Origin of the sequence: Actinomyces oricola, assembly GCF_004104015.1 — a bacterium.
Taxonomy (GTDB): Bacteria; Actinomycetota; Actinomycetes; order Actinomycetales; family Actinomycetaceae; genus Actinomyces; species Actinomyces oricola.
In genome coordinates, this window is record NZ_RYFV01000032.1 from 17,009 (window position 1) to 28,431 (window position 11,423).

The window sequence follows — 11,423 nt, forward strand, 5'->3', positions numbered from 1 at the left end:
GAAGGTCCACCAGGCCGGGGGAAGCGGCGTCAGAAAGGTCACAGATCAATAACGTGCCCGGGCGTGCGGGCGCGTGATTGGGTAGGGCGCACCATGTCCGGGGCGTCACATCGACCTTGTGCACTGGTGGATCGCCAGTTGCTGTGGCAATGCCGTGACGCCTGTGTCCCCGAACGAAGAGAGCCCTCACATGAGTCTCTTACGCGGAGTCGGAGCCACCCTGCTAGCCGTCCTGCCATTGACTGCCTCCTCGGTCGCCTATGGCGCGCCATTGGCGCCGGCAGCCGGCCAGGCCGCTACGACCACAGTGATTCAGCCCGCCGCCCTCGGCGCTCAGAGCTCCCAGAGTGCCGCCGGCACTGAGAGCGCTGCCTACGCCCAGACGATCCTGACCAGGGTCAACGCGCTGCGCTCTGAGCTCGGACTGGCGCCGGTGACCCGCTACACCGAGCTCGACACCATTGCCCAGACCTGGTCGGAGCAGATGGCCGGCGGCGGCACCATGACCCATAACCCCGACTTCAGCGGCCAATACCCCACGGGCTGGTCGTGGGCGGCGGAGAACGTGGCCATGCGCGGTTCGAGTTCGAGCGGAGAAGATATTGGTGCGCTCCTGTTTGAGCAGTGGCGCAGCTCCCCGGGCCACTACCAGAACATGACCGACCCTGATACCAACGCCATTGGCGTCGGTATCGCCTACAACTCCTCGACGGGGAGTTGGTACGCCACCCAGAACTTCGGCACCTACGAGGACGTCAGTGGGCTGACCCCGGCCGCCCCGAGCCAGGCCAGTGCACCGGCCCCCGCCGCCTCGGCCGGGTTGCCCACTGCGGCTGCCGGTGCCGAACCGACCCCAGAATCCAATGCACCTGCGCCCGCCGCCGGGGCCGCCGGTTCCCCTGAGACGGCTGAACCCGCTGGAAATACCGGAGCCGATGAGTCTGCTGGGACTGGTGGTGTCGCTGAGCCTGCTGAGTCTGCCGGGACGGCTGGTTCTGATGAGTCGGTTGAGGCGGCTGATTCCAATGGGTTTGCCGAGGCAGCTGGGTCTAGCGGGTCTGGTGACGTCGCCCAGTCCGGTGAACCGGTTGGGGCGGCTGAACCCGGTGAGCCGAATGGCTCCGGCGACCCCGCGGAGTCAGCGCAACAGACCGGTTCCGGCGAGTCCGGTGCCGCTGAGTCGGCTCCTTCAGCGGACTCCGGCGACCCCGCGGAGTCTGCTGGCACTCCGACCCTTGAGCAGGCCGCTCCAGCCGCCTTGGCCGAGGCCTCCTTGGCTCCGGCTGTGCGGGTCTCGGCCGCTGAGGCCGCAGCCGACGCCATGACCGCATCGTCCGCAACCCCAGCCGCGGCGGCGGGACAGCGCGGCGAGTCCGGTCGACCCAATGGCCTGGCCCTGACCGGCCCCAACCTTGCCGTGGGCCTGACGGCACTGGGCCTGGTCGTCGCCGGCCTCGCCCTGGTGCGACGGCGACGCCGCGCCTGACCGAACCGGCGACGCCAATGCCGCCGTCGTGCCCTTCCCCGATAGAGGGCGGGCCCGCCCACCTCGCCAGTGGGATTAGGCCATGGGGGCTTGCGCACCGAAGCGGCCAACATTGGCGGTCTCGGCGTCGTCGTAGGATACGGCGGCCAGGTCAAGGGCCTGGCTAATGGAGTCCAGGGAGGACTGGACCTGAAGTTGGGTGAGGTGCCAATCCGAGGCGCAGGCCGCCATGGACTCTGAGGCCCCGCCGCTCCAGGAGGACTGGAGCAGGGTGATGTCGCCTTGCATGCCATCCACCTCAGTCTGGATGGTGGAGATACGGGCGCGGGCGCGGGCGGCGGTGTCGCCAACGGCCTGAGTGTCGACGGAGAAAACGGGCATAACAGGGACCTTTCCTAGCAGGAACCGCGGGTGTGCGGACACCTCCAGGCTACGTGCGCCGGCGGGACCGGCGCCTTCGCCCGAATCGACCCTTGTGGATAACCCGAAGCACAGGATGCCTGTGGTTCCCCGGAGTCGATCAGGTGTTCAACGCCGTCCCTCCCTCGTCCATCCGCCCGCCCGCCGGCCCCCTCCCTCCCTCCAACGAAATCCTCACAGCACACCATCCGCGGACGTTGTGCTGTGAGGATTTCGTTGGAGGGGAGAGGAGAGATGGTGGGGGCGGCGGCCGGGGTGGCCGGGTGGCCTCCATGGGGGTGGGCTTTAGGAGCGTACGGTGTCGGCGATGGGCAGGATCTCCCCGGTGCGGGCCTCGCGCAGGATCTTGGCCTCCTCGGAACGGCGCCGCACTTTCTCGGCCAGGCGCGCCCGTTCAGCCTCGATCCGGGCCTGCCGATCCTCAGTCCCGTCGGCAGCCGAGGCCCCCTGAGTGGCCTGGGCGCGCGGGGAACCCAGCAGCTGGTCAATGTCCTCGACGCAGGACTCCATGGAGGCGGTGTGATGGACGCGCTTCTTCTTCTCGGGGTCGGTCTTCTGCGGGTGCGCAGAACCGGAGCCGGAGCCGGACAAGGCATGAAGACGGGAGTGCAGTGAGGTCCGGGGAGGAGCGCTTCGGGCCTTGACACCGTCGTCTTGTGGGCTCTGGGACTGGGATGCGCCCGGGGAGGGGGACGGTTCGGCGGGAGATGCCGCAGAGGTACTGGGAGCCGCGGGCACACCCCGTGGTGGGGTGGTCGTGGCGGGAGCCGCTGGGGCGGTGAGCACGACGTCGTCGACCCGGCAGTCCCCCGGCGTGAGCGGCAGGGTCTCCAGTGCCCGCTCCAGGCGCTGGCGCTCGGCATGAAGATTCTCCCGGGCCGCCTTCTCCCAACGCGCACCCAAAGGGGAGGAGAAGAGTCGGTCGCGGTCCAGCAGCCGGGAGACGATCGCCAGACGAGCCCGCAGGTAGTCCTCATCGGGGATGTGGGCGTACTCCTGGCGCACCAGCTGCCGGTAGCTCTTGTAACGCTGCGGCTCCACGGCCAGGGTGCCCAGGTCGGCGTCGTTGAGGGCCAGGGCGTCGAAGTCATTAGGGGCCAGGTTGTGCCGCTTGAGGTTAAGGATGAGGGCGCAGATCCGGTCCACCACCCGGTCGGGCACCCCCAGGGCCTGAAGGTCTTGGGCGGCGTAGGCGGCCGAAGCGATCTCATCCTCCCCGCCGTTGCGCCGGTAGGTCTCCTCGGTGGCTGAGGAGAAAACACAACCGTGATACCAGGCGGCCAGGCGCATAATATGCGGGTTGTGGGACTCGTCGGCGAGTTCGTCGACGCGCGCCAGCAGGTCGATGACGTGCCTAAGGTTGTGGAAATGACGGTCCGGCGTGCTCCATCGGTCGATAAGGGCCTCGCCTGAGGCGTTGATCCGTTCGGCCGGTGCCGTGGCCCCGACGGCCCGCACACTGCGCGTGTAGGCGGGGAGCAGCCACTGCGGTGCGTCGATGACGCCCATAGGAAGCCTCCGTGATCGGGGACGGGACGCTCGCCATCGTAGGACTCGACCCGCCTCTTGTCGAAGGGGAGGGCGTCCGTCAACTGCGCAGAATCCTTATTCGGCGGTGTTCTGCCCCACACTCTCGGGCGTGTCGCCGTTCTTGGCGGCGGGCAGCTCAATGCGAACCGTGGCTCCGCCGCCGGGGGTCTGGGCCATGCCCACCGTGCCGCCGTGACGGGCCACAATTGCGGCCACAATGGCCAGGCCCAGCCCCGAGCCGCCGGTCTCCCGATTGCGGGAGGTGTCGGAGCGGTAGAAGCGCTGGAAGACCTTCTCCATCTCCTGATCGGGGACGCCGGGGCCGTGGTCGCGCACCTCCATGACCACCATGGGCATTTTCCCCGGCTGCGGGGAGGGCAGGGAGCCGATGGCGATCTCCACCGGTGAACCCGCCGGGGTGTGCTGCACAACATTGCCCAGCAGGTTCGTCACCACCTGGGAGAGGCGGTCCTTGTCGCCCATGACCACCAGCGGCCCGGGCTCGGCTGCGCTGCCGTCCAGGGCCCGGAGTTCACAGACCCGGTCAGGGGCGAGCACGGTCATGTCCGCCAGGGCCCCGGAGGCAATGGTGGTGAGATCCACCCTCGTGTACTCCATTTTGCGCCCCTCGTCCATGCGGGCCAGCTGGAGGAGGTCGTCGACCAGGTGGCCCATGCGCGTGGCCTCCGACTCAATGCGACCCATGACCTCCGGTGTGCGTTCGGGCGGGACGCCGCCCATGCGGAACAACTCCCCGTAGCCGCGGATGGCCGCTAACGGGGTGCGCAGCTCATGGGAGGCGTCGGATACGAAACGGGTCATGCGCTCCTGGGCGACCACCTGGACGGAGAAAGCATTCTCGTTCTGGCTGAGCATGGCGTTCAGGGCCCGCTGTAGGGAGCCGACCTCCGTGGTGGAGGGCTCCGTGACCGGCACTCGCGCCGAGAGGTCACCGGTGGCGATCCTGCCCGCAACCCCCTCGATTTGGCGCAGGGGGCGGAAGGAGCGGCGCACCAGGTAGGTGGCGGCCATGGCGCCCACCAGGATGACCGCCACATCCACCAGCGCCAGGATGAGGCGCGTGCGCTCCGCGGTCTCCAAGACGTTGCTCAAGGGCAGGGCGATTGCCACGACCCCGACCATGGAGCCGGTCGAGGAGTCGGAGATCGGCAGAATAATGACGCGCCACTGGCGGCCGGGGAGCGTGGAGCCGACGGTAATGAGTTCGGGGTCGTCAGCATGAGCGATCGCCCTTTTCAGGGACAGGTCCCCGACCAGCGGGGTGCCGTTCTCGGCGGCGGTGTCGGTACTGATCCTGTGACCGGACTGGCCATCGACATACTCGGCCTTGACGTAGTAGGTCGAGGGCATGGACGATTCCGAGCCGGAGTGGATCTCAGCCAGGCCCTGGGTGCCGACCGCCTGGGCGGTGACCCGCAGCTGGTCGTCGACCTGCCCCAGCAGGTGGCTGGTCAGCAGGGAGGTCACGGCCAGGGAGGCGACCAGTAGGCCAATGGCCAGCAGCCCGGTGGTAATGAGTACCAGGCGAATGCGCAGCGGCTGGGTATGCCAAGCCCGCCGCGCCGTCGTCACCGGGTGCCAGCGCCCCCGTTTGACGGGCCGGTGCTGCCTGCCCCGCCTCACCCGCGCCCGTGCGTTCACGATGGTCACTCGCTCTTGGGCTCACGCAGCATGTAACCCACTCCCCGGCGGGTCTGGATCAAGGGGGCGACGGCGTTGCCCTCCTGGTCCTTAATCTGGTCGATCTTGCGACGCAGGTAGGAGATGTAGGACTCCACAATGGCGGCGTCCCCATTCCAGTCGTACTCCCAGACGTGATCCAGGATTTGGACCTTGGAAACCACCCGCCCGGAGTTGAGCATGAGATAGCGCAGGAGCTTGAACTCGGTGGGGGACAGGTCCACCTCCACCCCGCCGCGGTGCACCTCGTGGGCGTCCTCATCGAGGACCAGGTCGGACACGCGCAGCACACCGTCATCCTCCCCCTCCACGGCGCGCGTTCGCCGCAGGATGGCTCGAATGCGGGCGACGACCTCCTCCAGGCCGAAGGGTTTGGTGACGTAGTCGTCCCCGCCGACCGTTAGGCCCTGGACCTTGTCGGCCATATCGTCGCGGGCCGTCAGGAAGAGGATTGGGGTGGTGACGTCCCTTTCGCGCAGGCGCCGGGCCACGGTGAAGCCATCCATGTCGGGCAGCATGACGTCCAAGACAATGAGGTCGGGGTCCTGGCCCTCCACACCGTGCAGAGCCCCTCTGCCGTCGGCGGCAGTGGACACCTCGAACCCGGCGAAACGTAGGGACGAAGCCAACAGGTCGCGGATATTGGGCTCATCGTCGACGACGAGCAGATGCGCCTCGGAGTGAGAGTCCTGGGAACGGTCCATGGACGCCACCCTGCCGCGCCTGCCTGGGTGTTTCCTGGGGGTGTGCTGCAAGCCGGTGCCCGCTGAGGAGCAGGATTGGGGGACAGGGGGGCCGGATTGAAGGAGGAGGAGTGGAATCAGAGGAACTTGCGCGGGTCGAACTCGGCTAGCGGGATGATGCGCACCCGTGGCAAGGCGATAGTGAAAGCGCCCACGTCGGTCTCCAGGTCGTGCAACTCCAGGCCCTTGGACTCCAGGGCCGCCAGGTGCGTGTTGAGGAACTCCCGGAAGCACAGCACGCCCACCCGCGCCCCGGCCCCCAGCAAGCGCTCGACCTGGGGGATGTAGTCGCCGTCGTGGCTGCCCAGCAGTATGTGGGAGTGCTCACCCTGCTCGGCGCGCTCGGCCAAGGCGTCCAGGGTGCGCTGGATACCGATGTCGACGACCTTCTCCTCGGGGTTGCCCGAGCCAGCCAGTGGGACGGGGCGGTAGTCCATGGCCAGCAGCGCCTGGACAAAACCCATGGGCATGTGCCCATTGGTGGCATTGAGGAAGAACAGGGCACGAGTGTCCTCGCCCTGGCCGCTGAGCGCGGCACTGTCAGAGAGCTCGTCGCAGAAGGAGAGCACGCGGTCCCAGCGGGGACGCTCCTCCGGCTCGGGGCGGCGACCCAGGACACTCATGCCCAGGGTGGCGTCAATGTTCTCGCCGTCGACGAGAAGGTAGGTGGCGGTGCTCATAAGTCAATGTTACGGGAGGGATGACGGCACGGCGCGTTGGGCCGCCGGTTCGGCGAGAGGCCGGGCAGCGCCCCGTTCGCCCACGGGGTGCGGGCAGTCGGTGCTCATGGTTCACGACCTCTCGCCTCGTCAATGGCTGAACTCGCCCGGGCGGTGGACGGCTCGCCCGGGCGGTGGACGGACAGTCGGCGTTCGGGCGAGGGCGCGTGAACCTGACCCGGGCCCTCGGTCCCCTCAGTAGGAGGACTGGTCCTCCTCAGTCGGGACCTGCTGGGCCTGCTCCGCCTTAAGGGCGGCGAAGGCCTCCTCAACGGGATCGCCGTCGGTGATCTGCGCGGGCTGAGAAGCGGAGGGAAGCGCAGCGGGACCGCCCTTAAGGGCCGCCAATCGGGCCTCTGCCTCCATCTGGGTGGTGGAGGACTCCAGCTCCGCGAACTGCGCCTCCAGGGAGGAGCCGGCGAGCTCGGCCTGTCCGGCGGCCTGGGCCTCGACACGACGAACCTGGTCCTCGTAGCGGGACAGTTCGCTGGAGGGGTCCATGACATTAATGGAACGAATGGCCCCCTGGACCTTGACCTGCGTTTCAGCGGTCTTCTGGCGGGCGATGAGCTGGTCGCGCTTGGAGCGCAGCTCACCGAGCTTGACCTCCATCTGCTGCAGGCCGGTCTTGAGCTGCTCGACCACCTGACGCTGAGAGGTGATCATTGGCTCGGCGGCCTTGGCCTCATTCTCGGCGCTGATCTGCTTGGTCAGTGCGATCTTGGCCAGGGAGTCCCACTTGTCCGCACCGGCGGTGTCCCCGCGCAAGCGCAGCTCATCGCCCTTGCGCGAGGCCGCCAGCGCCTTGGCGCCCCAGTCCTTGGCCTCGGCGAGGTCGGCCTCGTAGTCCTTTTCCGCCAAGCGCAGGTTGCCAATGGTCTGGGCCACGGCGTCGCGCGCTTCAGCGATGGAGGCCGTGTAGTCGCGCACCAGCTGGTTGAGCATCTTCTCCGGGTCCTCGGCGCGGTCCAGGATGGCGTTGATATTGGCCCTGGTCAGCTGGGCGACGCGGCCCAGGATCGACTGCTTCTCTGCCATGGGTTGCTTTTCCCTTCAGTTGGTTCCCGGCGACGACGACGCCGGGTCTGTCACGTCATGCACCGGCCCGGTGGGGCCGGTTCCGATCCGAATCGTCCCAGATCGATGGGCGCCGCGGCAGCCGGCGCGGGATTGATCGCTCTGGGCATGAGCCCCATGGGGCCGCAGGCCACAGCAGATCACGAGGGGTTTCACGGTGCGAGCGTCGACGGAGCCGGCCCGGAGGACTCAAGGACGGCTCAAAAGCGGTCCCCGCCGCCGCCCAGGCCCCCGCCTCCGCCGCCGAAGCCGCCTCCGCGGTGGCCTGGATTCCAGCCGCCTCCGCGGTGGCCTGGATTCCAGCCGCCTCCGCGGTGGTCCGAACCCCAGCCGCCTCCGCGGTGGCCCGAACCCCAGCCGCCGTAGCCGCCACGGCCGCCACCTCCACCGCCCAGCAGAATGCCGCCCAGGATTAGTGACCCCAGGTCCAGGCCGCCGAAGCCCCCGCCCGAACCTCCTGAGCCGTAGGAGGAGCCGAAACCGCCCGAGTTGCGCACATCGGCCTCGGCCAGAGCCTGGGCCTGCGAGACCAGTGGTTCGCCCGCGGTGACCTCCGCCAGCGCCGCGGCGGCGTCAGTGCCCTGCAGTGCGGTGGCAGCAGCGGCGTGCCGGGAGGCCTCCGACAAGGCTGTCCGAGCCTGGGCGCCGACCGCGCCACGGTGGGTCGTGATGTAGGAGGTAACGGCGTCGACCTGGGAGTTCAGGCGCGCCAGGCGTGAGCCCACGGCGGCACGGGCCCGAGAGTCGTTCTCCTCCTTGGCCCGCGCGGGGGCCAGGGCTGCGTCAATCGCCGCCTCTGCCCGCCCGAGTCGGTCCAGGGCGGCCAACGGGTCACCGGTGGCGGCCGGGCCGGACGCCGCGCGCCCCTGGGCCACGGCCTGCTCGGCCTCGTTAACCAGCGGGTCCAGGGTCAGTGACGGAACCTGATTGCGCAGACGGCGGGCGTCTACCAGGTCCGAGGAGATCGAGGCGATGGCGGCCTCCAGGTCCGCCGCCGCGTGTTCTAGGCGCTCGCGGGCCCCGGTGACTTGGGTGGTGAGCTCACCGGCCTGCGCAATGGAGCCCTGAGCGATGCGCACCTGTTCCACAGCCGTGCCCTGCTGTCCCGCCTCCAGTGAGGCGTGCGCCTGGTCCAGGGCGGTGCGTCCGGCCTCCAGCAGGCGCCGGGCCTGGCCGGGCGCCTGCGAGACACTGGTCAGGGCCGTCTCCGGGTAGGTGGCGTGCAGAGTCACCAGAAGCGTCTCCGCCATGGCAATGGCCTGCTCGGTCTCATCGGCGCGCTGGGAGGTCTCGGCAATGGAGGAGGGCAGGTCGGCCTCAATGCCACGGCGCTCGTTGAACTGCTGCTCCTGAGCCCGGATGGCCTCCATTGCGGCCTGGCAGCGCTGAATGATCTCCCCGTACATGGAGCGCTGCTGTTGCTCAGTGTCCGGGATGTCGTCATCCAGGAGCTTGCGCAACTCGAAAGAACGGGCCAGGTGCGCGCGGGCCTCCTTGAGCGCTGCGGTAAAGGAGTCGGTCGCCGACAGGCCGAACTGGGCCTGGGCGTAGGAGAGCTCCTCGTCAGCGGCGCGCACGGCGTCGTCGGCGGCCACCAAGGCGTTGCCCGCCCCGGTGCGCAGTTCATCCAGGGTCAGGGTCGCCTCAGGGGGCGGCGCGCCCGCGGGCCCAGTGCCCGCCGCCTGAGCGCCGTGGTTCTTGCGACGTGAACGGCTAAAGGCCCAGGCGCCCCCGGCGACTGCCGCGGCCGCCGCCCCGCCCACGGCCAGCGTGGTCAGAGCGGAGGAGGGGGAGTCCGCGGAGGGCGCCGAGTCCCCTGATCCCAAGGCGGAACGGATGAGGTCGGGCAGCGCCGCCACCGCGCCGTCGAAGTCGTGGTCGGACAAGAAGGGCTTGAGGCCGGCCGTGATCTCCTTCTGCTGCTCGTCGGTCAGGGGCGCGTTTGTCGCCGTATCGGCACCGAAGTAGTAGGTGTTGATGTCGTTGCCGGGCACGTTAATGACCAGGATCGCCGAGTAGGTGCCCAGGGCCGAGTCCTTCCAGGCCTGCTTGGCGAAGTCCTCGGCGGTCATGGAGGTGTCGGCGATGGTGACGATCCAGACCGTGAGGTTGTGGTCGTCCTCAATCCGCTCAACCACCTTCTGGGCGTCGTTGTCGTCCAGAAGCCCGGCGTCGTCTGTGACCGTGGTGCGCAGGACGGTGCTGGTCTTAGCGGGGGCCGGCAGGGCCCCGGTATCGGCGGGGATCTCAGTGCCGGTGCCGGCGTGAACTGCGATGGCCGAGGTGTCTACTGCGGCGGCCCCGGCCGGCAGGAGCAGGGTCCCGGTTGCCAGGCAGCAACAGGCCGTCAGGCGCAGGAGGGGACCGATTGCTGGGCGAGGTTGGGGTGTCTGCTTCATCGGCTCGATGCTCCCCTTTTCAGGGCGCGCAGGGCAAGCCCTCTCATCCCTCAGCCCTCGCCCTCACTCCCCTTCCCCTCCAACCTTCCCTCCAACGAAATCCTCACAGCACAACAGCCGTGGACGTTGTGCTGTGAGGATTTCGTTGGGGGGTAAGGGGTTGTTGGGGTGCGCGGGCTCATCCCGGGGTCTCCACACGGCGTCACTTGCCCCATTCGGCCTCCGTGGTGCCGGGTTCGACCATCTCCCCGACGACCTCGGTGGTGTCATAGGGTCGTAGCAACAGTGCTGGTTAGAGGCGGGAGGTTGTGTTGCGTCGGATGTTGACGATGTCGGATCGGGCTGCGATCGCACGGGGGCTGGAGCAGGGCTGGTCGTTGCGCAGGATCGCTGAGCGGATCGGTCGTGATGTCTCGGTGGTCTCGCGGGAGATCGCCCGCAACCAGTAGGGCTTGTGGGTATCGGCCCGTGGGCGCGGACGTGACCGCGCAGCGGCGCAGATCACGCCCTAAGACCCCCAAATGATCGACGCCTGCCCGGCCCTTGGGGCCAGGGTGCTGGCCGACCTGGCGCGCTCGCGCACGCCTCGGCAGAACCCCGCCGGGGGGACTGCGAGTCGAGGCCACCGATGAGACGCTGGGACCCTGCAAGGGGTCCCCAGAAGCGATGGGAGCGGTTGTGTCTCACGAGGCGCTCCTGCATCTGGATTCTGGGCTATGGCGCGCACGACGCTGCGCGAGCACGGGATCATGCTGCGCTCCAGGCGCACCCGGCGCCGACCTCGCCGATCCCTGGGCGGGCGCAAAGCCCCGATCATCGGCATGATCAGCATCGACGAGCGCCCCGAAGAAGCCACCGACCGGCGGGTGGCGGGCCACTGGGAGGGCGACCTGATCATCGGCGCCCACGGGCGCAGCGCCGCTATCACCCTGGCGGGGGCGCACCACCCGGTTCGTGACGATCCTGGCCCTGCCCAAGGGCAAGGACTCCGCCGGGGTGTGCGACGCGCTGATCGACCACGTCAACGGGCTGCCCGATCTGATGAAAGGCACCCTGACCTGGGACCAGGGTAGCGAGATGCACCGGCCACGCCGCCCTGTACCGGGGCCACCGACATGCCGGTCTACTTCGCCGATCCCCACAGCCCATGGCAACGAGGCAGCAACGAGAACACAGGCGGACTGATCCGGGAGTACCTCCCCAAGGGCACCCAGGTACCCCAGCACCAGCCCTACCTGACCGCCATCGCCGAAGAACACGGGTGAACGCCCCCGCGCCACCCTGAACTACCTCACCCCACGAGAAGCCTTCGAACGCCTCCTCGTTGCTTCCACCCCTTGACACCAAG

At 68.6% G+C, this 11,423-nt stretch carries 10 protein-coding genes; 3 read left to right on the forward strand and 7 right to left on the reverse strand.

The features are described 5' to 3' along the window. Positions 1 to 190: 190 nt before the first annotated feature. A complete protein-coding gene (locus EUC46_RS11135) occupies positions 191 to 1,486 on the forward strand; it encodes a CAP domain-containing protein (protein ID WP_128774233.1) in 1,296 nt (431 codons plus the stop codon). Positions 1,487 to 1,561: 75 nt separating this feature from the next. On the opposite strand, the gene EUC46_RS11140 is transcribed toward EUC46_RS11135, so the two are convergent. The 7 genes from EUC46_RS11140 to EUC46_RS11170 form a co-directional block, all read right to left on the reverse strand. Next, complete coding sequence (locus EUC46_RS11140) at positions 1,562 to 1,867, reverse strand: WXG100 family type VII secretion target (protein WP_128774234.1); 306 nt, start codon at positions 1,865 to 1,867, stop codon at positions 1,562 to 1,564. A gap of 324 nt (positions 1,868 to 2,191) precedes the next feature. Next, positions 2,192 to 3,415: an HD domain-containing protein gene (locus EUC46_RS11145; RefSeq protein ID WP_128774235.1), complete on the reverse strand. Its 1,224-nt coding sequence runs from the start codon at positions 3,413 to 3,415 to the stop codon at positions 2,192 to 2,194. 96 nt (positions 3,416 to 3,511) lie between these two features. Continuing rightward, complete coding sequence (locus EUC46_RS11150) at positions 3,512 to 5,029, reverse strand: sensor histidine kinase (RefSeq protein WP_128774240.1); 1,518 nt, start codon at positions 5,027 to 5,029, stop codon at positions 3,512 to 3,514. Between the two features lie 74 nt (positions 5,030 to 5,103). Next, a complete protein-coding gene (locus EUC46_RS11155) occupies positions 5,104 to 5,841 on the reverse strand; it encodes a response regulator transcription factor (RefSeq protein ID WP_128774236.1) in 738 nt (245 codons plus the stop codon). A gap of 116 nt (positions 5,842 to 5,957) precedes the next feature. Further along, positions 5,958 to 6,560 (reverse strand): NYN domain-containing protein, encoded by a 603-nt coding sequence (locus EUC46_RS11160; RefSeq protein WP_128774237.1) that lies wholly within the window; start codon positions 6,558 to 6,560, stop codon positions 5,958 to 5,960. Between the two features lie 234 nt (positions 6,561 to 6,794). After that, positions 6,795 to 7,637, reverse strand: coding sequence for a PspA/IM30 family protein (locus tag EUC46_RS11165; RefSeq protein ID WP_128774238.1), 843 nt, complete (start codon positions 7,635 to 7,637; stop codon positions 6,795 to 6,797). 239 nt (positions 7,638 to 7,876) lie between these two features. Continuing rightward, the gene (locus EUC46_RS11170) at positions 7,877 to 10,075 is read right to left on the reverse strand and encodes a TPM domain-containing protein (RefSeq protein WP_128774239.1); all 2,199 of its coding nucleotides are present in this window, start codon (positions 10,073 to 10,075) and stop codon (positions 7,877 to 7,879) included. A 329-nt stretch (positions 10,076 to 10,404) separates the two neighbouring features. Here EUC46_RS11170 and EUC46_RS13145 point away from each other — a divergent pair, with 329 nt between their 5' ends. Continuing rightward, a complete protein-coding gene (locus EUC46_RS13145; protein WP_164918747.1) occupies positions 10,405 to 10,524 on the forward strand; it encodes a helix-turn-helix domain-containing protein in 120 nt (39 codons plus the stop codon). 505 nt (positions 10,525 to 11,029) lie between these two features. Next, positions 11,030 to 11,260, forward strand: coding sequence for a hypothetical protein (locus EUC46_RS13150; RefSeq protein WP_241655547.1), 231 nt, complete (start codon positions 11,030 to 11,032; stop codon positions 11,258 to 11,260). Positions 11,261 to 11,423 lie beyond the last annotated feature (163 nt).

Coding starts and splice junctions, on each gene's coding strand:
- EUC46_RS11140 (WP_128774234.1), bottom strand. CDS start 1,867: ATGCCCGTTTTCTCCGTCGACACTCAGGCCGTTGGCGACACCGCCGCC.
- EUC46_RS11170 (WP_128774239.1), bottom strand. CDS start 10,075: ATGAAGCAGACACCCCAACCTCGCCCAGCAATCGGTCCCCTCCTGCGC.
- EUC46_RS11160 (WP_128774237.1), bottom strand. CDS start 6,560: ATGAGCACCGCCACCTACCTTCTCGTCGACGGCGAGAACATTGACGCC.
- EUC46_RS11145 (WP_128774235.1), bottom strand. CDS start 3,415: ATGGGCGTCATCGACGCACCGCAGTGGCTGCTCCCCGCCTACACGCGC.
- EUC46_RS13145 (WP_164918747.1), top strand. CDS start 10,405: ATGTCGGATCGGGCTGCGATCGCACGGGGGCTGGAGCAGGGCTGGTCG.
- EUC46_RS11165 (WP_128774238.1), bottom strand. CDS start 7,637: ATGGCAGAGAAGCAGTCGATCCTGGGCCGCGTCGCCCAGCTGACCAGG.
- EUC46_RS11155 (WP_128774236.1), bottom strand. CDS start 5,841: ATGGACCGTTCCCAGGACTCTCACTCCGAGGCGCATCTGCTCGTCGTC.
- EUC46_RS11135 (WP_128774233.1), top strand. CDS start 191: ATGAGTCTCTTACGCGGAGTCGGAGCCACCCTGCTAGCCGTCCTGCCA.